We start from the raw sequence: 21740 nt of genomic DNA, 5'->3' as shown, positions 1-21740 counted from the left end.
AGCCGGCTGACGGCTTCCTGTCATGTTACCGATCGGTCACGCGGCGCACGATCCTTGACGCACCGAAAAAGCCCTTTTGGTAAGATTGGCGCGGGTTCCGGCCCCGTCGACGCGTTTCCCCAGCCGTCGCGACACCGCCTTTTCCATGCAACGATACGACCTGATTGCCTGCCACGAATGCGACGCACTGTTGCATAAACCGCGCCTCGCCGGCCGCGAGATCGCGCGGTGCCCGCGCTGCGACGCGCTGCTCTATCGCAACAGCACCACGCAGATCGAGCGCATCACCGCGCTCGCGGTCGCGGCGCTCGTCACGTTCATCATCGCGCAGACGTTCCCGATCCTCGAGATGGACCTGAACGGCACGCGCGTGCAGACGACGCTGATCGGCGCGATCGACGCGCTGTGGCATCAGGACATGGCGATCGTCGGCGTGATGGTGTTCTGCTCGACCGTGCTGTTCCCGCTCGTCGAGATGGCCGCGCTGCTTTACGTCCTGCTGCCGATCCGCCGCGGCGTCGTGCCGCCCGGCCTCAACTTCGTGCTGCGCACGATCCAGCTCGTGCGGCCGTGGGGGATGATCGAGGTGTTCATGCTCGGCATCGTGGTCACGATCGTGAAAATGGTGAGCCTCGCGCGCGTCGTGCCCGACGCGGCGCTGTTCGCGTTCGGCGCGCTCACGCTGATGACCGCCGTCGTGCTGATGTTCGACCCGCGCACGGTGTGGGACATCGCCGACGACCTGCGCGCCGGCCGCTCGCCCGCGCGGCCCGACCCCGCCGCGCCGCTGCCGGACGCGCCCCGCCGATGACGAACCCCACGCCGACCGCCGCCCGCGAGGGCTACGCCAGTTGCCACGCGTGCGGGCTCGTGCAGACGATCGACCGGCCGCACGCGCATTGCGCGCGCTGCGGCAGCGCGCTGCACGTGCGCACGCCGAACAGCATCATGCGCACGTGGGCGCTGCTGCTCGCGGCCGCGATCCTCTACATTCCGGCGAACCTGCTGCCGATCATGCGCACGTCGTCGATCGTCGGGTCGCAGCAGGACACGATCATGAGCGGCGTCATCTATTTCTGGACGTCCGGCGACTGGCCGCTCGCCGTCGTCGTGTTCGTCGCCAGCATCCTCGTGCCGATGCTCAAGCTCGGCGTGCTGACGCTCCTCGTCACCAGCGCGCAGCGCCGCGCCGCGTGGCGGCCGCTGCAGCGCACGCGCCTCTACCGGATCGTCGAGCGCATCGGCCGCTGGTCGATGCTCGACATCTTCGTCGTGACGCTGACCGTCGCGCTCGTCCATTTCCGTTCGCTCGCCGTCATCACGGCCGGCCCCGGCGCACTCGCGTTCGGCTCGGTCGTGATCCTGACGATGCTCGCGTCGATGCAGTTCGATCCCCGCCTGATCTGGGATCCAGTCGAAACCTCAGGGAATCACCATGAATAGTCCACAAGGCCCGCAGCACGACGCGCCCCGGCCGCCCGATCCGACGATCTCGACGAAAAGCGGCTGGCTGCCGTCGCTCGTCTGGCTCGTGCCGCTGATCGCCGCGCTGATCGGCATCGGCCTCGTGATCAAGTCCGTGCGCGAGCGCGGCCCGGAAATCACGATCAGTTTCCATAGCGCCGAAGGGCTCGAGCCGGGCAAGACCCAGGTCAAGTACAAGGACGTCGAGATCGGCACGGTCAAGACGATCAAGCTGTCGAAAGACCTGACGCGCGTGCTCGTCCAGGTGCAGCTCAAGAAGGAGGCCGAGGATTTCGCGGTCAAGGGCTCGCGCTTCTGGATCGTGCGGCCGCGCGTCGGCGCGACCGGCGTGTCGGGGCTCGGCACGCTGCTGTCCGGCGCGTACATCGGCGTCGACGCCGGCCACGGCCAGGACACGCTGACCGACTTCACCGGCCTCGAGACGCCGCCAGCCGTCACGGGCGACCAGAAAGGCACGCAGTACGTGCTGCGCGGCGACTCGCTCGGCTCGGTCGACATCGGCTCGCCGGTCTACTACCGCCGCGTGCAGGTCGGCCAGGTGGTCGGCTTCTCGCTCGACAAGGACGGCACGGGCGTGACGTTCAACGTGTTCGTCAATGCGCCGTACGACCAGTACGTCGGGATGAACACGCGCTGGTGGCAGGCGAGCGGCGTCGATCTGCGGCTCGATTCGAGCGGCCTGAAGCTGAACACGCAGTCGCTCGCGACCGTGATCCTCGGCGGCATCGCGTTCCAGACGCCGCCGAACCAGGGCACCGGCGCGACCGCGCCGAACAACACGACGTTCCGCCTCGGCTCCGACGAGGGCGACGCGATGCGCGACCCGGACGGCCAGCCGCTGCAGGTCGTGATGAACTTCAACCAGTCGCTGCGCGGGCTCGCCGTCGGCGCGCCGGTCGACTTCCGCGGCATCGTGCTCGGCGAAGTGACGAACATCGGCATCGACTTCGATCCGAAGACGAAGAACTTCCTGATGCCGGTGACGATGAACGTCTATCCGGAGCGCCTCGGCCGCCGCTTCCGCGAGACGATCGAGAGCAAGGGCGAACCGGCGCGGCGCGAGATCGTCGAGCGGCTCGTCCAGCACGGGCTGCGCGGCCAGTTGCGCACCGGCAACCTGCTGACGAGCCAGCTGTACGTCGCGCTGGACTTCTTCCCGAAGGCGCCGGCCGCGAAGATCGACACGGCCCGCCAGCCGCTCGAGCTGCCGACCGTGCCGAACACGCTCGACGAGTTGCAGCTGCAGGTCGCCGACATCGCGAAGAAGCTCGACAAGGTGCCGTTCGACCAGATCGGCGCGAACCTGAACAGCGCGCTGTCGAACGCCGACAAGCTGTTCAAGCAGCTCGACACGCAGGTCGCGCCGGAAGCGCGCGACACGCTGTCGGCCGCGAAGCAGACCTTCTCGACCGCCGAAGCGACGCTGCAGCAGGATTCGCCGCTGCAGTCCGACGTGCGCGGCGCGCTGAAGGAGCTCACGCGCACGCTGCAATCGCTGAACGCGCTCGCCGACTATCTGGAGCGCCACCCCGAATCGCTGCTCAAGGGCAAGCCAGGAGATAAACAATGACGACACGCGTGAACGGTTTCGCGAGCGGCGCGGCGGCGGCGCTCGCCGCACTGGCGCTCGCCGCGTGCAGCTCGCCGCCCGCGCGGTTCTACACGCTCAGCCCGGCCGACGCCGCGGCGCCGCTGCACACCGCGCCGGCCAACCCGGCGTTCCTGATCGAGGTGCCGTCGGTCGGCGTGCCCGAGCAGGTCGCGAAGAACCAGTTGGTCGTGCAGAAGAACGCCGCGCAGGTCGACGTGCTCGAGCAGGAACGCTGGGCGGCGCCGCCCGCCGACGAAATCCGCCGCGCGCTGTCGGACGATCTCGCCGCGCAGCTCGGCACGATCGACGTCGCGAATTCCGCGTATCCGGCCGGCGTGCCCGTATACCGCATCAGCGTGAACGTGCAGCGCTTCGAGTCGTGGCCGGGCAAGCGCGCGGCGATCGACGCCGTCTGGAGCGTGCGCTCGCTCGCCACGCAGGCCGTCATGACTTGCCGCACGAGCGTCGCGGAACCGGTCGCCGACGGCTATGACGCGCTCGTCGCCGGCCACCGCCGTGCGCTCGACGTGATTGCCACGCAGGCCGCGGCCGGCGTGCGCGCGATGGCTGCCCGCCGCGGTGCGGCGGCCGCGTCCGCGGGCGGCGGCAAGACGGCCGTCGCGCCGGCCGTGCCGTGCCCGGCCAACCCGACGGCAGGCGGCGACACCGGCGCGACGGGCAAGTCCGGCGCATAAGCGAACGCGGCGACGCGCGGGCGAACGGTCGACACGGCGTTCGCCCGTGCGGTGTCGAACGGCTCGGTGGGTCCGTCGCACTCGCCGAACGCCGGACGCCGGCCGCATGCCGTCGCAACCGGCGCCATGCGGCCTACTCATCGGCCGGACGGCCACTTTGCACTCTTTGTCAAAGCCGCCGGAACCCGCGCCACCTCACGCGGTCGGCTTGCGTTTTCCGGCCCGATTGACGATCCTACGCACTTTCCGGCTCGCGCCGTTCGTCGTGCGCATCAGCCAGCGGCGCCGGGCCGCGTTCGGCCCGACCGCCGTGCCGCCCGGCGCCCGCACGCGAACCGCGTGCACCGCGGCGGGGCAGCCGCATCGCGGGTAGCCGCGCATCGTCCGGCCACCGGCCCCGTCTCACCCGTTCTCACCGGCGCCGCGCCGCTTCCCCGGCCGGCATCCCGAACCCGCCCGTCCCGGGCTTTCGCTATTCCGTTTATGTTTCGTTCCCTGACGACCCTGATCAAGAAGTGGCGCGCGTCGCGCAATGCCGGTCACCAGCTCGATGCGCTGCTCGCCAACGCCGACGCCGACGCGTCGTACGCCGAGCGCAGCGAATGGCTGATCGAGCTCGCGCACTGGCTGCGCCGCACCGGCACCGTGCAGGACGCGCCGGCCGGGCGTGACGCCGACACGCGCGCGTATCCGGCCCATGCACGGCTGCGCTACCTGTTCCACGTGCTCGATCGCAACCCCGCGTGGAAAGCACACGCCGCGCGCATCCTGCGCGGCATCCTGCGCGAGTGCGACGGCATCTCGCTGCTGTGCGACGCCGGCATGCCCGTGCATTCGGGCTTCTTCGGCGCGCTGTTCGAGCGGATCGACTCGTCGCTGATCCCGCCCGCGCCGAACCGCCGCGAGCTGTCGGCGCTGTTCACGCTGATGTTCCCGACGCCCGAGGACGCGAAATGGATCGACGCGCTGCCCGACGACCTGCTCGCGCGCGTCGCCGAGCTGATCTCGTTCGACGTCTCCGACGAAGAGCGCCACGAGCCCGGCTCGTTCTCGCGCGACCTGCTGGCCGCGCTGCACAACCTGACCTGCCAGATCAGCTCGACCGGCCTGTCGCAGACGGTGCGCAGCCGGCTGTCCGACGACGACGCGCGCAAGCCGCTGGAACGCCAGCCGCTCGAATCGCAGCCGTTCTACCGCCTCACGCGCGCGATGCTCGCGGTCGAGACCGCGCATGCGGCCGTCGAGGACGGCGGCGACCCGAGCAAGCTGCTGCACGAGGTGAACTACCTGCGCGTGCTGCTCGACGAATGCCGGATCGCCGTCGACGACGTGTTCGCGCACCTGTACCGCAACGGCGTGTCGGTGGACATCGTGTTCCAGGTCGAGCGGATGCGCATGCGCATCCTGCGCGCGGAAATGCTGCTCAACGCGTGGATGGCGCGCGACGACCTGCGCGGCATGGCGCACCTGACCGCCGAACTCGTCGACGCGAACCAGAGCAGCCAGAGCGTCGCGCACCTGGTGCGCAGCAACTTCTCGCTGTTCGCGCGCAAGCTCGTCGAGACCAACGCGGACACCGGCGAGCACTACATCTCGCGCGGCCGCGCCGAGTACCTGAAGATGCTGCGGATGGCCGCCGGCGGCGGCCTCGTCACCGTCGTGACCGTGTGCGTGAAGTTCGCGATCACGGGTGCGCACCTGCAGTCGATGCTCGAAGGGCTGCTCGCGGGCGTCAACTACGCGGCCAGCTTCATGCTGATGCACTTCCTGCACTTCACGCTCGCGACCAAGCAGCCCGCGATGACCGCGCCGACGCTCGCGCGCGAACTCGACGACACCGGCCACGACGAAGGCGTGAAGGCGTTCGTCGGATCGGTGATCGCGCTGATCCGCACGCAGGCGGCCGCGATTTCCGGCAACGTGCTCGTCGTGCTGCCGGTGTGCCTGCTCGTGCAGCTGTTCGCGAGCAACGTGCTGCATGCGAACCTGATCTCGCCGGAGAAGGCTCATGCGACGCTGCACTCGTTCTCGCTGCTGGGCCCGACGCCGTTCTATGCGGCGCTCACCGGCGTGCTGCTGTGGGCGTCGAGCCTGCTCGCGGGCTGGGCCGACAACTGGTTCGTGCTGCACCGGGTCGGCGACGCGCTCACCTACAACCGGCGGTTGCGCCTGACGCTCGGCGCGGCCGGCGCCGCGAAGCTCGCGCACTTCTGCCGGTCGAACGTCGCGGGCGTGGTCGCGAACGTCGGCCTCGGCCTGATGCTCGGCCTCGTCCCGGCGATCGTCACCGTGTTCATGTTCCCGTTCGAGGTGCGGCACGTGACGCTGTCGGCCGGCTCGATCGGGGTCGCGCTCGGCGTGCTGGGCAAGGGTGCGCTCGGCACGCCCGAGCTGTGGTGGGCCGGCGCGGGCGTCCTCAGCATGGCGATCCTCAACGTGCTCGTGAGCTTCGCGCTTGCGTTCACGATGGCCGTGCGCTCGCGCAGCCTGCGCCCGACCAAGGTGCGCGCGCTCGTCGCCGCGATCGTCCGCACGGTGCTGTCGAATCCGCTCGCGCTGTTCTGGCCGGCGGCCAACCCCGCCGCGCGCGCCGGCCAGCCGGGCACGCACTGACCGGCGGCGCGGCGGCGCCTGCCCGGCCGCCCGGCCCCGCCCTCCCCGTCCTCCCGCCCTCCCGTCCTCCCGGCACGCCCCGCACGCGCGAGCGGCGGCCGCGCCGGGGCCGCCGCGCCGAAACGCCGGCCCCGGTCGCCCGCGCCGCGTACAATAGTGGACTTTTGCACGTCCTCACCCGCCTTATGTCCTCGCCCACCCTGTTCGAATTCTTCGCTCCCTGCCCGCGCGGCCTCGAAGCGGCGCTTGCCGCCGAGCTGGCCGAAATCGCCGGCCGCCACCTGAACGGCGCGCCGTTCACCGCGGGCGCGCAGGTGCCGGGCGGCGTCCATTTCAGCGGCGGCTGGGCCGCCGGCATGGCCGCGAACCTCCATTCGCGGATCGCGAGCCGGATCCTGCTGAAGATCGCGCACGGCCCGTACCGCAACGAACAGGACGTCTACGCGCTCGCGCTCGAGCAGCCGTGGGAGCGCTGGTTCGCGTCGACGCAGACGCTGCGCATCGACATCACCGCGATCAAGTCGCCGCTGAAAAGCCTCGAATTCACGACGCTGCGCGTGAAGGATGCGATCTGCGACCGGATGCGCGAAAAAACCGGCTCGCGCCCGAGCATCGACACCGGTGCGCCGGACGTGCGCGTGTTCGCGTTCCTGACCGTCAACGAGTGCACGCTGTACCTCGACACGTCGGGCGAGCCGCTGTTCAAGCGCGGCTGGCGTCTCGACAAGGGCGCGGCGCCGCTGCGCGAGAATCTCGCGGCCGGCATCCTGCGCCTGACGGGCTGGACGCCCGGCACCGCGCTGTACGACCCGATGTGCGGCAGCGGCACGTTCCTCGCGGAAGCCGCGCAAATCGCGCTCGGCGTGGCGCCCGGCGTCGAACGCCGGTTCGGCTTCGAAAAGCTCAAGCAGTACGACATCACCGCGTGGCAGGGGCTGAAGGTGCCGGCGCTCGACGCGAAGCGCGCGGCGCGCGCCAAGCGCGGCGACGCGCTCGGCGTGTACGGCAGCGACATTTCCGGCGACATGCTCGAGAAGGCGCGCGCGAACCTCGAGCGCGCGGGCGTGCCGTCGGTGTGGCTCAAGCAGGTCGACGCACGCGGGATGACGCCGCCGTGCGACGGGCCGGGCATCCTCCTCGCGAACCCGCCGTACGGCGAGCGGATCGAAGTGCGCGGGCGCAGCGCGCGCGGCGAGGTGCGCGAAACCGGCCGCAACCGCGGCAACGACGACGCATTCCGCCGCACGCACACCGACGCGCCGGACAGCGAGTTCTTCAACGCGCTCGGCGATGCGCTGAAGCAGCGCTTCACCGGCTGGCAGGCGTTCCTGCTGACGTCCGACCGTTCGCTGCCCGGCCAGTTGCGCCTGCGCGAATCGGCCAAGACGCCGCTGTTCAACGGCGCGCTCGAATGCCGGCTGTTCCGCTTCGACCTGATCGCCGGCAGCGTGAAGGCACGCCCGGCGGCAGCGGAAGGCGACGACGCGTAAGCCGGCCGTTCGCTTCCACGAGCAACGACTTCCAGGGGCCGCCATCGCGGCCCCTGTGCTTTTCCGCGGCCGGTCGTTGCTTCGACTGCGACCCGCGCGCCATCGTGAATGGCAGCGCATGCCGCGTCTCGATCCGCGTCTTCAGGCTCGACAGCACGGCCGGCCAGCCGCCGCGCCTCCCGCGCTCCCTCTCCGAACCGGGCACGAGCCCCTCCTGCGTGACGGTCAGCTCCCCGACGCCGGCCTGCGGCTCGATCCGATAGATGACAACTCTACTGACAATACGGTGTCAGCAGCCCGCGCTCACACTGCAATCCCGGCGCAATGCAGGCTGGTTTCCGCACCGAATCCGAATAACAACGCAAACAACGTAACAAGGAGCTCGTCATGACGTCAGCAACCGCCACTGCCACCCCGGACCGCGCGATCGCGTGGTTCGACATTCCGTCCCTCGATTTCGACCGCGCGATCCGCTTCTACGAAACCGTGCTGCAAACCACGTTGCAGCGCGCGGTCATCGGCGGCGTGCCGATGGCGACGTTCGATCGCGACGCGTCGAGCACGGGCGGCAGCATCGTGTTCGATCCGCAGCAGATCAAGCCGAGCGCGAACGGCGTGCTCGTCTACCTGAACGCCGGCGAATCGGTCGTCGCGGCGCTCGAACGCGCGAAGCGCGCGGGTGGCGTCGTGCAGGGCGCCGTCGTCGAGCTGCCGAACAACTACGGCTACGTCGGCTACCTGATCGACACGGAAGGCAACCGCGTCGGCCTGCACGCGCCGAAATGCCACTGAGCGCGGCGACCGGCGGGCCGGCGCGGCGCTATCATCGCGAAGTCCCCGTCGCCAGAGGAATCGAGGTGCCGTCATGACCCGCCGTGCCGACCGCCTGTTCCAGATCGCCGAGCTGTTGCGCGGGCGGCGTCTCACGACCGCGCAGCAACTGGCCGACTGGCTGTCGGTGTCGCCGCGCACGGTCTATCGCGACGTGCGCGACCTGCAACTGTCAGGGGTGCCGATTGAAGGCGAAGCCGGGATCGGCTACCGGCTGAACCGCAACGCGAGCCTGCCGCCGCTCACGTTCACGGCCGAGGAACTGGCGGCGCTCGCCACCGGCGCGCGCATGCTCGAGACCTGGGGCGGTGCGCGCTTCGCGAGCGGCGCGCGCTCGGCGCTCGCGAAGATCGCGTCGGCGATGCCGGCCGACAAGCGCACGGCGCTCGACCGGCTGCCCGTGTTCGCGCCGTCGTTCCACATCGACGAGACGTTTTGCGCGAAGGTCGACGCGATCCACCAGGCGATCGACACGCGCCACATCGTCAGCTTCGACTATCGCGACCGGCTCGGCGCGCATTCGCAGCGCCGCGTGTGGCCGCTCGGGCTCGTCTACTGGGGCGGGCGCTGGACGATCGGCGCGTGGTGCGAACTGCGCGGCGATTTCCGCACCTTCGACATCGCCCGGATGGGCGACATCACCGTGCACGAGCAGTTTCCGGACATGGAAGGCCGGCGGATCGCCGACTACATGCGGATCGCGGAAGCGCCGATGCGCTGATGCGGCGCAGCGCAGCGCAGCGCAGCGGCAAGCGTACGCCGCCGCCCTTCATGTCGCGGGCGCCATGGCGCGCGCCGCCCTGCTTGCGTTACCCGCCGAACACCACCGGCCGCTTCGGCCGCTCGTCGACGTGCAGCGAAAACACGTCCGCACGCGCGTAGTGGCCGACGACGTCGAAATCGTAGCGCGCCTTCACGAGCGCGTCGGTGTCGATCCGCGCGGTCACAAGCCCCGCCTCGCCGATCAGCGGCTCCGTCAGCAGGTCGCCGAGCGGCCCGACGATCACGCTGCCGCCGCGGATCAGCGGCCGCTCGGGGTCCCAGCCCGGCACGTCGATGCCGAGCGCGCGCGGCGACGGCTGCACCTGGCACGCGCTCACGACGAAGCAGCGCCCCTCGTGCGCGATGTGCCGCATCGAGCTCTGCCATACGTCACGCTCGTCGACCGTCGGCGCACACCAGATCTGCACGCCTTTCGCGTACATCGCGCAGCGCAGCAGCGGCATGTGGTTCTCCCAGCAGATCGCGGCGCCCGTGCGGCCGGCGGCCGTGTCGACCACCGGCAGCGTCGAGCCGTCGCCCTGCCCCCAGATCAGCCGCTCGGTGCCGGTCGGCATCAGCTTGCGGTGCTTCGCGACGAGCCCGTCGCGCGGATCGAAGAACAGCGCGGTGCAGTACAGCGTGCTGCCGCCGCGCTCGATCACGCCGACCACGAGGCTCGCGCCCGTGCGCTGCGACAGCGCGGCCAGCTCGTCGGTTTCCGGCCCCGGCACGTCGATCGCCTGCGCGGCGTAGCGCGCATACGCGTCGCGGCCTTCGGGCAGCCGGTAGCCGAGCCGCGTGCCGAAGATCTCGCCTTTCGGATAGCCGCCGAGCACGGCCTCGGGCAGCACGACCAGCGACGCGCCGCTGTCGCGGATCGCGGTTTCGTAGCCGAGGATCGTGTCGAGCGTGGCGCGCGTGCCGGCGGGCGATGCGCCGATCTGCAGCGCGGCGATGACTGAAGTGGACATGAAGGCGTCTCCGGTGAATGCGGTGAATGGGACGTCATCTTTGTCGATATCATTTCATCGATCAAATCGATACAACGATAACTGACATGAATGTGGATGATATTGCCGCGCTCGACCTGAACCTGCTGAAGGTGTTCGAGGCGCTGTACGAGGAAGGCGGCGCGAGCCGCGCGGCGCTGCGGCTCGATCTCACGCAGTCGGCGGTCAGCGCGGCGCTTGGCCGGCTGCGCGTGATCTATGCCGATCCGCTGTTCGTGCGCACCGGCCGCGGGCTCGCGCCGACGCCGCGCGCGGACGAACTGAAGCCGATCCTGTCCGACGCGCTCGACCGCTGCCGCGAAAGCCTCGCGATCGCGGCCGACGGCGGCGACCGCGTCGGCCGCACGATCTCGATCGGGCTGTCCGACGATTTCGAGATCGCGCTCGGCCGTGCGCTGATCGAGGCGGTCGCGCGCGAAGCGGCCGGGATCCGGCTGATCTTCCGGCAAACGCACAGCGGCATCGCCGGGGACGCGCTGCTGCGGCACGGCGTCGACGTCGCGATCGCGTCGGGCGGGTTCTCGGCGAACGGGCTCAGCCGGCGCGCGGTCGCCACCGGCGGCTACGCGTGCCTGATCGACCCGGCCGGCCGCGCGCGGACGCCGCGCACGCTGACGCTCGCCGAATTCCTGCGGCGCGACCACCTGCTCGTGTCGTCGGGCGGCGTGATCGGGATCGTCGACGAAGCGCTGGCCGCGCTGGGCCACAAGCGGCGCGTCGCGGCGTCGACCACGCATTTCGCCGCGCTGCCGTACCTGCTCGCCGGCTCCGACGCGATCGCGACGATCCCCGCGCATGCGGCGCATGCGATCGCGCAAGCGACGTCGCTGCGCGCGCTCGCGTGCCCGGTCGACCTGCCCCGCTATCCGGTCGAAATCGGCTGGCGCACGAGCACGCAGCGCGACCCGGCGATCGTACGCGTGCGCGACACGATCGCCGCCTGCGTCGCACGCCTCGTCACACCATGAAAAAAGCCCGGCCGGCTTGCGCCGGTCGGGCCTGTCCGGCGCGCGGCGCCCGCGCATCGCAGCGGGCACCGCGTAGCCAGAGCGTGCGTTACTCGACGGCCTTCACCATGTCCTCGATCACCTTCTTCGCATCGCCGAACACCATCATCGTCTTGTCCATGTAGAACAGGTCGTTGTCGAGGCCCGCGTAGCCGGCCGCCATCGAGCGCTTGTTGACGATCACCGTGCGCGCCTTGTACGCCTCGATGATCGGCATCCCCGCGATCGGCGATTTCGGATCGTTCTTCGCGGCCGGGTTCACGACGTCGTTCGCGCCGAGCACGAGCACCACGTCCACCTGGCCGAATTCGCCGTTGATGTCCTCCATCTCGTGCACGATCTCGTACGGCACCTCCGCTTCCGCGAGCAGCACGTTCATGTGCCCCGGCATCCGCCCGGCGACCGGGTGGATCGCGTACTTCACGTCGATGCCCTTCTCGACCAGCTTGTCGGTCAGTTCCTTCAGCGCGTGCTGCGCGCGGGCGACGGCGAGCCCGTAACCCGGCACGATCACGACCGATTCCGCGTTGCCGAGCATGAACGCCGCGTCGTCGGCCGAACCCGACTTCACCGGCCGCTGCTCCTGCGCGCCCGCCGCGCCGCCGGCCGCCGCTTCCCCGCCGAAGCCGCCGAGGATCACGTTGAAGAACGAGCGGTTCATCGCGTGGCACATGATGTACGACAGGATCGCGCCCGACGAGCCGACCAGCGAACCGGCGATGATCAGCATCGCGTTGTTCAGCGAGAAGCCGATGCCGGCCGCGGCCCAGCCCGAGTACGAGTTCAGCATCGACACGACCACCGGCATGTCCGCGCCGCCGATCGGGATGATGATCAGCACGCCGAGCACGAACGCGATCGCCGTCATGATGATGAACGGCAGCCACGCCTGCGTGATGAAGAACAGGATGCCGAAGCCGAGCATCGCGATCGCGAGCATCAGGTTGATCAGGTGCTGGCCCGCGTACACGACCGGCGCGCCCTGGAACAGCCGGAACTTGTACTTGCCCGACAGCTTGCCGAACGCGATCACCGAACCGGAGAACGTGATCGCGCCGACGAACGTGCCGATGAACAGCTCGACGCGGTTGCCGTACGGGATGAAGCTCGACGACACCGCATCCTGCGGCACGAGGCCGAACGCTTCCGGCTCCGACACGACCGCATACGCGATGCACACGGCCGCGAGACCGATCAGCGAGTGCATCGCCGCGACGAGTTCCGGCATCTTCGTCATCTCGACGCGCGCGGCGACGAATGCCCCGACGCCCCCGCCGACGATCAGCGCGCCGAGCACGAGCGCGAGGCCGAGCGGCAGGTTCGCGCCGAGCCACGCGGCCTGCTTGACGATCAGCGCGATCGTCGTGAGGATCGCGATGGCCATCCCGACCATCCCGAACAGGTTGCCGCGCCGCGCGCTCTTCGGGTTCGACAGCCCCTTCAGCGCCTGGATGAAGCACACCGACGCGACGAGGTACAACAGCGTGACGACGTTCATGCTCATCGCGCGCCCTCCTTGCCGCCCTCGATACGCTTGGGCTCCTTCTTGCGGAACATTTCGAGCATTCGCCTCGTCACGAGAAAGCCGCCGAACACGTTGACGGCCGCGAGCGCGACCGCGAGCGTGCCGAACAACTTGCCGGTCGCGCCGACGGTCAGCGCCGCCGCGAGCATCGCGCCGACGATCACGATCGCCGAGATCGCGTTGGTCACGGCCATCAGCGGCGTATGCAGCGCCGGCGTGACGTTCCAGACGACGTGGTAGCCGACGTACACCGCCAGCACGAAGATGATCACGTTGATCACCGTGTGATTGATGACTTCCATGGTCTCCTCCGTTATTTGCGCGTCACTTCGCCGTCGCGGCACAGCAGCGTCGCGGCGACGATGTCGTCGGTCAGGTCGATGTTCAGCGTGCCTTCCTTCGTGACGATCAGCTTCAGGAAGTCGAGCAGGTTGCGCGCATACAGCGCCGACGCGTCCGACGCGACCATCGACGCCAGGTTCGTGTAGCCGGCGATCGTCACGCCGTTGTGCACGATCACCTGGTCGGCGACGGTCAGCGGGCAGTTGCCGCCCTTGCGGCCGTCGATTTCCGGGCCGCGGCCGGCCGCGAGATCGACGAGCACCGAGCCGGGCTTCATCGATTGCGCCGTTTCGACCGAGATCAGCGTCGGCGCCGGACGGCCGGGAATCAGCGCGGTCGTGATCACGATGTCGGCCTGCTTCGCGCGTTCGTGCACGAGCGCGGCCTGGCGGCCCAGCCACGACGGCGGCATCGGGCGCGCATAGCCGCCGACACCCTGCGCGGCTTCGCGCTCTTCGTCGGTTTCGAACGGGACGTCGAGGAATTTCGCGCCGAGCGACTCGATCTGCTCCTTCACGGCCGGCCGCACGTCGGACGCCTCGATCACCGCGCCGAGGCGCTTCGCGGTCGCGATCGCCTGCAGGCCCGCGACGCCCGCGCCGAGAATCAGCACGCGCGCCGCCTTCACGGTGCCCGCGGCCGTCATCAGCATCGGCATGAAGCGCGGATACAGCGACGCGGCCACCAGCACGGCCTTGTAGCCGGCGATGTTCGCCTGCGACGACAGCACGTCGAGACTCTGCGCGCGCGTGGTGCGCGGCGCGGCCTCGAGCGCGAAACCGGTGACGCCGGCCGCGGCGAGTTTCGCCGCCTGCTCGCCGTTGAACGGCTCGAGCATGCCGACCAGCACGGCGCCGCGCTTGAGCAACGGCAGTTCGGCGTCGGTGGGCGCCTGGACCTTCAGCACGAGGTCGGCGCCAAAAGCGGCCGACTGGTCGGTCAATTCGGCGCCGGCGGCCACATAGGCTTCGTCGGGATAGCTGGCGGCGCTGCCGGCCCCTTTCGCGATACTGACCCGATGGCCGGCCGCCGCGTACTTCTTCACGGTTTCCGGCGTCGCGGCCACGCGCGCCTCGTTGGCCCGCGTTTCAGCAGGCACTCCAATATGCATCGTCGGTTCCTCCAGTCATTGTCAGTATTTCTTTTCTTGCGATCTTTACTGCACAACGCGCCGGACAGGCTGACTTACCGGCTCACGAGCAACGGCTTTCACGCACTTTAACCGAAAGCGATGGCCCCGCCAGCACTTTGCGCACGACCGTGCTCGAATGCGACATGCGCTTGACCCGTCCCGTCACGCCCTGCGGGGACGGCCGCCTTGCAAGGGTCGGATTCGTCTAGCGGAACGGCCGGCAGCGTTCGGGCGCAACCGGTAAAATGCCGAACCATGAAACCCGAAATCTGGACCCCGCATGTGACGGTCGCCGCGCTCGTCGAGCGCGCCGGCCGCTTTCTCGTGATCGAGGAAGAAACCTCGACGGGCCTGCGCATCAACCAGCCGGCCGGTCATCTCGAAGCCGGCGAGACGCTCGCCGACGCCGTGATCCGCGAAACGCTCGAGGAAACCGCGCACCCGTTCACGCCCGACGCGCTCGTCGGCGTCTATCTCGCGCACTACGACCGCCCCGGCAACGCCGGCGCGACCTACCTGCGCTTCACGTTCTGCGGCACGGCCGGCGAACCGGTCGCGGGCCACGTGCTCGACGACGGCATCGTCCGGACGCTGTGGATGACGGCCGACGAACTGCGCGCATGCAGCGAACGCCATCGTTCGCCCGCGGTGATGCGCTGCGTCGACGATTACCTCGCCGGGCGGCGCGTGCCGCTCGATTTCGTGCACACGCATTCGGTCGCTCCGCGCCCCGAGGCATTCGAACGTCAGGCGGTCGGCAAATGAGCAAGCGTCGTGTCGTGGTGGGCATGTCGGGCGGCGTCGATTCGTCGGTGACCGCTTGGCTGCTGAAGGAACAGGGCTACGACGTGGTCGGCCTGTTCATGAAGAACTGGGAAGACGACGACGACGGCGAGTACTGCTCGACGCGCCAGGACTGGATCGACGTCGTGTCGGTGGCCGATCTGATCGGCATCGACGTCGAAGCCGTCAACTTCGCGGCGGAATACAAGGACCGCGTGTTCGCCGAGTTCCTGCGCGAATACTCGGCCGGCCGCACGCCGAACCCCGACGTGCTGTGCAACGCCGAGATCAAATTCAAGGCGTTCCTCGACCACGCGATGTCGCTCGACGCGGAAATGATCGCGACCGGCCACTATGCGCGCGTGCGCGAGCGCGACGGGCGTTTCGAACTGCTGAAGGCGTTCGATCATACGAAAGACCAGTCGTACTTCCTGCACCGGCTGAACCAGGCGCAACTGTCGAAGACGATGTTCCCGCTCGGCGAGATCCCGAAGACGAAGGTGCGCGAGATCGCCGCGCAGATCGGGCTGCCGAACGCGAAGAAGAAGGATTCGACCGGCATCTGCTTCATCGGCGAACGGCCGTTCCGCGATTTCCTGAACCGCTATCTCCCGACCAAACCCGGCCCGATGAAGACGCCCGACGGCAAGGTGGTCGGCGAGCACATCGGCCTCGCGTTCTACACGTTCGGCCAGCGCAAGGGCATCGGCCTCGGCGGCAGCAAGAGCGGCAACGGTGATCCGTGGTTCGTCGCCGCGAAGGACATCGCGTCGAACACGCTGTACGTCGTGCAGGGCCACGACCATCCGTGGCTGCTGTCGCGCGAGCTCGTCGCCGGCAACGTGAGCTGGGTCGCGGGCGAGCCGCCGGCGGACGGCTTCGCGTGCGGCGCGAAGACGCGCTACCGGCAGGCCGATGCGGCGTGCGTGTTCGGTCGGGCCGCGACAGGCGCCGCGGCCGCCGGCCCGGCAGGCGAAGCGCGCTTCTCGCTCGCGTTCGACGACGCGCAGTGGGCGGTCACGCCCGGCCAATCGGCCGTGCTGTACGACGGCGAAATCTGCCTCGGCGGCGGCATCATCGAATCCGCGGCCACCGGCCAGCCCGGGGCTGCAACGGCGGGCCACGCGCCGGCGTTCGCCGAAGCACGCTGACATCCATTCGGTTTAGACTTGCGGCACGCCGCGCCCGGCGGAACACGATTCCGTCGCGGCCGGCGCGCCGCCTTCGCAGCGTACGCATGGCGGCACCTCAGAATGCTTACGGAGTTCCCCATGCTTTCAAGACGCTACCTCGCGATGTGGTGCGCCGTGCTGCTGCTCGTCGCGGCGGCCGCGCTCGCGTCGGTCCACCTCCTCTCCTGGCTGTGGATCGCCATCCCCATCGCCCTCGTCGCGCTCGGCCTGTACGACCTGAACCAGGACCGCCACGCGATCCTGCGGAACTACCCGCTCTGGGGCCACTTCCGCTTCCTGTTCGAATTCATCCGACCTGAAATCCGCCAGTACTTCGTCGAGGACGACACCGACGAAAAGCCGTTCTCGCGCGCGCAGCGCAGCCTCGTCTACCAGCGCGCGAAGAACGTCGCCGACAATCGTCCGTACGGCACCGAGCTGAACGTGAAGGCCGTCGCGCACGAATGGATCAGCCACTCGCTCGCGCCGACGAAGCTGCCGAACCACGATTTCCGCATCCGCGTCGGCGCGAATCGCGCGCAACCATACGACATTTCGATCTTCAACATCTCGGCGATGAGCTTCGGCTCGCTATCCGCGAACGCGATCCGCTCGCTGAACCTCGGCGCGAAGAAAGGCGGCTTCGCGCACGATACCGGCGAAGGCTCGCTGTCGAAGTACCACCGCGAGAACGGCGGCGACATCATCTGGGAAATCGCGTCCGGCTACTTCGGCTGCCGCAACGACGATGGCACGTTCAACCCCGACAAGTTCGCGAAGCAGGCCGCCGATCCGCAGGTCAAGATGATCGAGGTGAAGCTGTCGCAGGGCGCGAAGCCGGGCCACGGCGGCGTGCTGCCGGCCGCGAAGATCACGCCTGAAATCGCCGAGACGCGCGGCGTGCCGATGGGCAAGGATTGCATCTCGCCCGCGACGCACTCGGAATTCTCGACGCCGCGCGGCTTGCTCGAATTCGTCGAGCGGCTGCGCACGCTGTCCGGCGGCAAGCCGACCGGCTTCAAGCTGTGCATCGGCCATCCGTGGGAATTCTTCGGGATCGCGAAAGCGATGCTCGAGACGGGCATCGTGCCCGACTTCATCGTCGTCGACGGCGCGGAAGGCGGCACGGGCGCGGCGCCGCTCGAATTCACCGACCACGTCGGCGTGCCGCTGCAGGAAGGGCTGCTGCTCGTGCACAACACGCTCGTCGGGATCGGCGTGCGCGACCGCGTGAAGCTCGGCGCGAGCGGCAAGATCATCACCGCGTTCGACATCGCGCGCACGCTCGCGATCGGCGCCGACTGGGTGAACTCCGCGCGCGGCTTCATGTTCGCGGTCGGCTGCATCCAGGCGCAGCACTGCCACACCGACCGCTGCCCGACCGGCGTCGCGACGCAGGACCCGGTGCGCCAGCGCGCGCTCGTCGTACCCGACAAGGCCGAGCGCGTGTACAACTTCCACCGCAATACGCTGCATGCGCTGCAGGAACTCGTGCAGGCGGCCGGCCTCGCGCATCCGTCCGAGCTGCGCGCGCATCACATCGTGCAGCGCGTGGCACCGCACGAGGTGCGGCTGATGTCGCAGTTGCTGAAGTACCTGAAACCCGGCGCGCTGCTCGAAGGCCAGACCTGCGGTTTCTCGCTGTACGACAAGTGGTGGCCGATCGCGCGCAGCGATTCGTTCACGCTCGGCGAAGCGGTGTACGCATCGATCGAGTGACGCGCGCGGCCGCGCCGCTCGCTGCTGCGGCGGGCCCGTGCGGCCAAAAGAAAAGCGCCCCGCGGGCGCTTTTCTTTCGTCTGCCGAATGCGTGAAGGCCGGACCGCGGCTCAGCCCTGCGGCAGCGTATCGGCGAACGATTGTCGCTGCTGCAGCTTCACGAAGTGCTTGTCGAGGTTCGGGTGGCGATCGCGCCAGTTGAGCTCGGGCACCCGGAAGTCGAGATAGCCGAGCGCGCAGCCGAGTGCGATGTCGGCGAGCGTGTAATGATTGCCGACGCACCACGTCTTGCCGCCGAGGCCCTGCGACATCGCGACGAGCGCGTCGTCGATCTTGCGTTGCTGGCGCGCGATCCAGCTCGCGCTGCGCTGCGCTTCGTCGCGCATCGTGTGTTCGAGACGAATCGCGACGGCTGCGTCGAGCACGCCGTCGCCCAGTGCCTCCCAGCAGCGCACTTCGACGCGCTCGCGGCCCGACGGCGGAATCAGCTTGCCGACCGGCGACAGCGTGTCGACGTATTCGCAGATCACGCGGGAATCGAACACCGCGGCACCATCCTCCATCACGAGGCAGGGGACCTTGCCGAGCGGGTTCGATGCATGGATGTTCGTGTCCGACGCCCACACGTTCTCGAGCTCCAGCTTGTAGTCGATCTTCTTTTCAGCAAGCACGATCCGCGCCTTTCGGACGTACGGGCTACTGAGCGAACCGATTAATTTCATCATCTGCCTTTTTAAGGGAACTGCCGAGAGTATACGTTGTCGTCGATCATAACCGGCCCGCGCGGCCGGGCAGAAAATCGCCGGTCCGGCCTGTGGAAGGTTTGCAACAGCCGCCGCCGAGCCCCGCCGGGCGTGCCTTGCAGCCGCCGCCCTGACGCGCCGCGTCCGGCGGCGCTACAATCGCACGATGAATGCGCCCCTCGATACCGCCATCGCCGTCGACGTCTACCGCCAGCGCCGTGAACGCGTGCTTGCCGCACTGCGTGCCGCGGGCGGCGGCGTCGCCATCGTCCCCACCGCGCCGGAAATGCTGCGCAACCGCGATACGGCCTACCCGTACCGGTTCGACAGCTACTTCCATTACCTGACGGGCTTCGCCGAGCCGGATGCCGTGCTCGTGCTGAACGCGGCCGCGCCGCACGGCGCGCCGGAATCGATCCTGTTCTGCCGCGCCAAGAACGTCGACCGCGAGATCTGGGAAGGCTTTCACTACGGCCCCGACGCCGCGCGCGACGCATTCGGCTTCGATGCGACGTTCGCGACCGACGTGATCGACACCGAAATGCCGCGCCTGCTCGCCGATGCGGGCACCGTGCACTACCGGTTCGGCGCATCGACCGAGTTCGAGCGCCAGCTCGCCGGATGGATCGACGCGGTGCGCGCGCAGGCACGCACGGGCGTCGCCGCGCCGGACGCGCTGCTCGACCTCACGCCGCTGCTCGACGACATGCGGCTCGTGAAGGACGAACACGAACTCGCGATCATGACGCGCGCCGCGCACATCTCGGCGCTCGCGCACCGTCGCGCGATGCAGGTGTGCCGCCCCGGCATCCGCGAATACGAGCTCGAGGCCGAGCTGCTGTACCTGTTCCGCAAGCACGGCGCGCAGGCGCCCGCGTACGGGTCGATCGTCGCGGCCGGCGCGAACGCGTGCGTGCTGCACTACCCGGCCGGCAACGCGGCCGCGCGGAACGGCGACCTGATCCTGATCGACGCCGCGTGCGAACTCGACGGCTATGCATCGGACATCACCCGCACGTTCCCGGCCAACGGCCGCTTCTCGCCCGCGCAGCGCACGCTGTACGACATCGTGCTCGCCGCGCAGCAGGCCGCGATCGACGCGACGCGCGCGGGCGTGCCGTTCGAGGCGCCGCACGATGCGGCGGTGCGCGTGCTCGCGCAAGGGCTGCTCGACACCGGCATCCTCCCCAAAACACGCTTCTCGAACGTCGACGACGTGATCGCCGAGCGCGCGTACACGCGCTTCTACATGCACCGCACCGGCCACTGGCTCGGGATGGACGTGCACGACTGCGGCGACTACCGCGAGCGGCTCGCCGCGCGCGACGCGAACGGCGCGCTGCCGTGGCGCACGCTGAAGCCCGGCATGACGCTGACCGTCGAGCCCGGCCTGTACGTGCGCGCGGCCGACGACGTGCCGCCCGAGTACTGGAACATCGGCATCCGCATCGAGGACGACGCGATCGTGCGCGAGCACGGCTGCGAACTGATCACGCGCGGCGTGCCGGTCGCGGCCGACGAGATCGAGGCGCTGATGCGCGCGGGCGCATGACCGGCCGCCGACCGTTCCCTCCGTTTCACGAATCAAGATGACGACCGCTTCCTCGCCGGCCACGCCGGATTACGACCTCGCCATCGTCGGCGCGGGCCCCGTCGGGCTCGCGCTCGCCGGCTGGCTCGCGCGCCGCAGCGCGACGCAACATGCATCGATCGCGCTGATCGATGCGCGCGAACCGGCCGCGAGCGCGAACGACCCGCGCGCGATCGCCGTGTCGCACGGCAGCCGCGTGCTGCTCGACACGCTCGCGTGGCCCGCCGACGCCACGCCGATCGAACATATCCACGTATCGCAGCGCGGCCATTTCGGCCGCACGCTGATCGACCGCGACGAACACGCGCTCGCCGCGCTCGGCTACGTGGTGCGCTACGGCTCGATCGTGCAGGCGCTCGCGGGCGCCGTGCGCGGCATGCGCGTCGACTGGCTCACGTCGACCACCGCACGCGCGCCGCAGCAGGACGCCGACGGCGTCACGCTGACGCTCGACGGCCCGCAAGGCGAGCGCACGCTGCGCGCGCGCATCGTCATCAATGCCGAAGGCGGGCTGTTCCACGAACAGCAGGCCGACGCCGGCAAGCATCGCCGCGACTACGGGCAGACCGCGCTCGTCGGCACGGTCACGGTCTCGGCGCCGCGCCCGAACGTCGCGTGGGAACGCTTCACGCACGAAGGCCCGCTCGCGCTGCTGCCGCTCGGCGGGCCGCGTCAGGCCGAGTATTCGCTCGTGTGGTGCTGCGCGCCCGACGAAGCCGCGCGACGTGCCGCGCTGCCGGACGACGCGTTCCTGCGCGAGCTCGGCGGCGTGTTCGGCGAACGCATGGGCGCGTTCGTCGCGATCGCCGGGCGCGCGTCGTTCCCGCTCGGCCTGAACGCCGCGCAGACGCTCGTCAGCGGCCGCGTCGCGGTCGTCGGCAATGCCGCGCAGACGCTGCACCCGGTGGCGGGCCAGGGGCTCAACCTCGGGCTGCGCGATGCGCACACGCTCGTCGACGCGCTGTCCGCGCAAGGCTTCGAGGCGACCGCGCTCGCCACCTTCAACGCGCGCCGCGCGCTCGACCGGCGCTTCACGATCGGCGCGACCGACACGCTGGCGCGGCTGTTTACGATCGACTCGGGCCCGCTTCCGCTGCTGCGCGGCGCCGCGCTTACCGCGCTCGAATTCGTGCCGCCGCTCAAGAAGGCGATCGCGCGCCAGATGATGTTCGGCCAGCGCAACTGACGCGCGTCGCACCGCGACAGCCTCTTCGGGCCATCCAGGCAAACCGGGTCAAATCGGCGGGGC

Annotated in this window: 19 protein-coding genes; 14 read left to right on the top strand and 5 right to left on the bottom strand. The window is 69.4% G+C overall.

From position 1 onward, the window contains the following. The first annotated feature begins 145 nt into the window (after window positions 1-145). The 8 genes from CFB89_RS03175 (at window position 146) to CFB89_RS03135 (ending at window position 9426) form a co-directional block, all read left to right on the top strand. Window positions 146-811, top strand: coding sequence for a paraquat-inducible protein A (locus CFB89_RS03175; protein WP_089466707.1), 666 nt, complete (start codon window positions 146-148; stop codon window positions 809-811). After that, complete coding sequence (locus CFB89_RS03170; protein WP_089466706.1) at window positions 808-1443, top strand: paraquat-inducible protein A; 636 nt, start codon at window positions 808-810, stop codon at window positions 1441-1443. Before CFB89_RS03175 ends, CFB89_RS03170 begins: the two co-directional genes overlap by 4 nt. Next, window positions 1436-3055, top strand: a complete 1620-nt coding sequence (locus CFB89_RS03165; RefSeq protein ID WP_089466705.1) for an intermembrane transport protein PqiB — start codon at window positions 1436-1438, stop codon at window positions 3053-3055. Before CFB89_RS03170 ends, CFB89_RS03165 begins: the two co-directional genes overlap by 8 nt. Beyond that, window positions 3052-3771, top strand: a complete 720-nt coding sequence (locus CFB89_RS03160; protein ID WP_089466704.1) for a membrane integrity-associated transporter subunit PqiC — start codon at window positions 3052-3054, stop codon at window positions 3769-3771. Before CFB89_RS03165 ends, CFB89_RS03160 begins: the two co-directional genes overlap by 4 nt. A gap of 483 nt (window positions 3772-4254) precedes the next feature. After that, on the top strand, window positions 4255-6384 hold the full coding sequence (locus CFB89_RS03155; RefSeq protein WP_089466703.1) for a site-specific recombinase: 2130 nt from the start codon (window positions 4255-4257) through the stop codon (window positions 6382-6384). Between the two features lie 185 nt (window positions 6385-6569). Further along, a complete protein-coding gene (locus CFB89_RS03150; RefSeq protein ID WP_089466702.1) occupies window positions 6570-7874 on the top strand; it encodes a class I SAM-dependent RNA methyltransferase in 1305 nt (434 codons plus the stop codon). Between the two features lie 387 nt (window positions 7875-8261). Then, window positions 8262-8666, top strand: coding sequence for a VOC family protein (locus CFB89_RS03140; RefSeq protein WP_089466700.1), 405 nt, complete (start codon window positions 8262-8264; stop codon window positions 8664-8666). A gap of 73 nt (window positions 8667-8739) precedes the next feature. After that, complete coding sequence (locus CFB89_RS03135) at window positions 8740-9426, top strand: YafY family protein (protein WP_011544611.1); 687 nt, start codon at window positions 8740-8742, stop codon at window positions 9424-9426. A gap of 88 nt (window positions 9427-9514) precedes the next feature. On the opposite strand, the gene CFB89_RS03130 is transcribed toward CFB89_RS03135, so the two are convergent. Next, complete coding sequence (locus CFB89_RS03130) at window positions 9515-10438, bottom strand: carbon-nitrogen hydrolase family protein (protein ID WP_089466699.1); 924 nt, start codon at window positions 10436-10438, stop codon at window positions 9515-9517. An 86-nt stretch (window positions 10439-10524) separates the two neighbouring features. Between CFB89_RS03130 and CFB89_RS03125 the strand changes: the two genes are divergently transcribed. Continuing rightward, window positions 10525-11445 carry a LysR family transcriptional regulator gene (locus CFB89_RS03125; protein ID WP_089466698.1) on the top strand — a complete coding sequence of 307 codons (921 nt, stop codon included), beginning with the start codon at window positions 10525-10527 and terminating at the stop codon, window positions 11443-11445. Window positions 11446-11533: 88 nt separating this feature from the next. Here the strand turns inward: CFB89_RS03125 and CFB89_RS03120 are convergent, their stop codons facing one another. Genes CFB89_RS03120 through CFB89_RS03110 form a run of 3 tightly spaced genes read right to left on the bottom strand, consistent with a single transcriptional unit; the run spans window position 11534 to window position 14462 of the window. Further along, window positions 11534-12988 carry an NAD(P)(+) transhydrogenase (Re/Si-specific) subunit beta gene (locus CFB89_RS03120; protein ID WP_006483443.1) on the bottom strand — a complete coding sequence of 485 codons (1455 nt, stop codon included), beginning with the start codon at window positions 12986-12988 and terminating at the stop codon, window positions 11534-11536. Then, the gene (locus CFB89_RS03115; RefSeq protein WP_069616734.1) at window positions 12985-13311 is read right to left on the bottom strand and encodes an NAD(P) transhydrogenase subunit alpha; all 327 of its coding nucleotides are present in this window, start codon (window positions 13309-13311) and stop codon (window positions 12985-12987) included. Before CFB89_RS03115 ends, CFB89_RS03120 begins: the two co-directional genes overlap by 4 nt. An 11-nt stretch (window positions 13312-13322) precedes the next feature. Next, window positions 13323-14462, bottom strand: a complete 1140-nt coding sequence (locus CFB89_RS03110) for a Re/Si-specific NAD(P)(+) transhydrogenase subunit alpha (RefSeq protein WP_089466697.1) — start codon at window positions 14460-14462, stop codon at window positions 13323-13325. A 276-nt stretch (window positions 14463-14738) separates the two neighbouring features. Here CFB89_RS03110 and CFB89_RS03105 point away from each other — a divergent pair, with 276 nt between their 5' ends. The 3 genes from CFB89_RS03105 to CFB89_RS03095 all read left to right on the top strand — a co-directional run bounded on the left by CFB89_RS03105 (window position 14739) and on the right by CFB89_RS03095 (window position 18157). Then, window positions 14739-15248, top strand: a complete 510-nt coding sequence (locus tag CFB89_RS03105) for an NUDIX hydrolase (protein WP_089466696.1) — start codon at window positions 14739-14741, stop codon at window positions 15246-15248. Next, entirely contained in the window at window positions 15245-16417 is a 1173-nt protein-coding gene (mnmA, locus tag CFB89_RS03100; RefSeq protein WP_089466695.1) for a tRNA 2-thiouridine(34) synthase MnmA, read from the top strand. The genes CFB89_RS03105 and mnmA overlap by 4 nt, the downstream gene beginning before the upstream one ends. 120 nt (window positions 16418-16537) lie before the next feature. Continuing rightward, window positions 16538-18157: an FMN-binding glutamate synthase family protein gene (locus CFB89_RS03095; protein WP_089466694.1), complete on the top strand. Its 1620-nt coding sequence runs from the start codon at window positions 16538-16540 to the stop codon at window positions 18155-18157. Window positions 18158-18267: 110 nt separating this feature from the next. Here CFB89_RS03095 and CFB89_RS03090 read toward each other — a convergent pair whose 3' ends face one another. Continuing rightward, a complete protein-coding gene (locus tag CFB89_RS03090; protein ID WP_089467889.1) occupies window positions 18268-18879 on the bottom strand; it encodes a glutathione S-transferase family protein in 612 nt (203 codons plus the stop codon). A gap of 187 nt (window positions 18880-19066) precedes the next feature. On the opposite strand from CFB89_RS03090, the gene CFB89_RS03085 reads away from it, so the two are divergent. Continuing rightward, a complete protein-coding gene (locus tag CFB89_RS03085; protein WP_089466693.1) occupies window positions 19067-20452 on the top strand; it encodes an aminopeptidase P N-terminal domain-containing protein in 1386 nt (461 codons plus the stop codon). A gap of 37 nt (window positions 20453-20489) precedes the next feature. Further along, window positions 20490-21677 carry a UbiH/UbiF/VisC/COQ6 family ubiquinone biosynthesis hydroxylase gene (locus CFB89_RS03080; protein ID WP_089466692.1) on the top strand — a complete coding sequence of 396 codons (1188 nt, stop codon included), beginning with the start codon at window positions 20490-20492 and terminating at the stop codon, window positions 21675-21677. Window positions 21678-21740 lie beyond the last annotated feature (63 nt).

The organism is Burkholderia sp. AU16741, from assembly GCF_002223345.1.
Classification (GTDB): domain Bacteria; phylum Pseudomonadota; class Gammaproteobacteria; order Burkholderiales; family Burkholderiaceae; genus Burkholderia; species Burkholderia sola.
The sequence above is the reverse complement of the archived record's forward strand: the minus strand, read 5'-3'. Positions and strand labels throughout refer to the sequence as shown.

What these genes read in the sequence shown, in the direction of transcription:
- CFB89_RS03150 (WP_089466702.1), top strand. Translation starts at nt 6,570, where the DNA reads ATGTCCTCGCCCACCCTGTTCGAATTCTTCGCTCCCTGCCCGCGCGGC.
- CFB89_RS03165 (WP_089466705.1), top strand. Translation starts at nt 1,436, where the DNA reads ATGAATAGTCCACAAGGCCCGCAGCACGACGCGCCCCGGCCGCCCGAT.
- CFB89_RS03125 (WP_089466698.1), top strand. Translation starts at nt 10,525, where the DNA reads ATGAATGTGGATGATATTGCCGCGCTCGACCTGAACCTGCTGAAGGTG.
- CFB89_RS03170 (WP_089466706.1), top strand. Translation starts at nt 808, where the DNA reads ATGACGAACCCCACGCCGACCGCCGCCCGCGAGGGCTACGCCAGTTGC.
- CFB89_RS03155 (WP_089466703.1), top strand. Translation starts at nt 4,255, where the DNA reads ATGTTTCGTTCCCTGACGACCCTGATCAAGAAGTGGCGCGCGTCGCGC.
- CFB89_RS03135 (WP_011544611.1), top strand. Translation starts at nt 8,740, where the DNA reads ATGACCCGCCGTGCCGACCGCCTGTTCCAGATCGCCGAGCTGTTGCGC.
- mnmA (WP_089466695.1), top strand. Translation starts at nt 15,245, where the DNA reads ATGAGCAAGCGTCGTGTCGTGGTGGGCATGTCGGGCGGCGTCGATTCG.
- CFB89_RS03085 (WP_089466693.1), top strand. Translation starts at nt 19,067, where the DNA reads ATGAATGCGCCCCTCGATACCGCCATCGCCGTCGACGTCTACCGCCAG.
- CFB89_RS03090 (WP_089467889.1), bottom strand. Translation starts at nt 18,879, where the DNA reads ATGAAATTAATCGGTTCGCTCAGTAGCCCGTACGTCCGAAAGGCGCGG.
- CFB89_RS03130 (WP_089466699.1), bottom strand. Translation starts at nt 10,438, where the DNA reads ATGTCCACTTCAGTCATCGCCGCGCTGCAGATCGGCGCATCGCCCGCC.
- CFB89_RS03095 (WP_089466694.1), top strand. Translation starts at nt 16,538, where the DNA reads ATGCTTTCAAGACGCTACCTCGCGATGTGGTGCGCCGTGCTGCTGCTC.
- CFB89_RS03120 (WP_006483443.1), bottom strand. Translation starts at nt 12,988, where the DNA reads ATGAGCATGAACGTCGTCACGCTGTTGTACCTCGTCGCGTCGGTGTGC.
- CFB89_RS03110 (WP_089466697.1), bottom strand. Translation starts at nt 14,462, where the DNA reads ATGCATATTGGAGTGCCTGCTGAAACGCGGGCCAACGAGGCGCGCGTG.
- CFB89_RS03175 (WP_089466707.1), top strand. Translation starts at nt 146, where the DNA reads ATGCAACGATACGACCTGATTGCCTGCCACGAATGCGACGCACTGTTG.
- CFB89_RS03140 (WP_089466700.1), top strand. Translation starts at nt 8,262, where the DNA reads ATGACGTCAGCAACCGCCACTGCCACCCCGGACCGCGCGATCGCGTGG.
- CFB89_RS03105 (WP_089466696.1), top strand. Translation starts at nt 14,739, where the DNA reads ATGAAACCCGAAATCTGGACCCCGCATGTGACGGTCGCCGCGCTCGTC.
- CFB89_RS03115 (WP_069616734.1), bottom strand. Translation starts at nt 13,311, where the DNA reads ATGGAAGTCATCAATCACACGGTGATCAACGTGATCATCTTCGTGCTG.
- CFB89_RS03160 (WP_089466704.1), top strand. Translation starts at nt 3,052, where the DNA reads ATGACGACACGCGTGAACGGTTTCGCGAGCGGCGCGGCGGCGGCGCTC.
- CFB89_RS03080 (WP_089466692.1), top strand. Translation starts at nt 20,490, where the DNA reads ATGACGACCGCTTCCTCGCCGGCCACGCCGGATTACGACCTCGCCATC.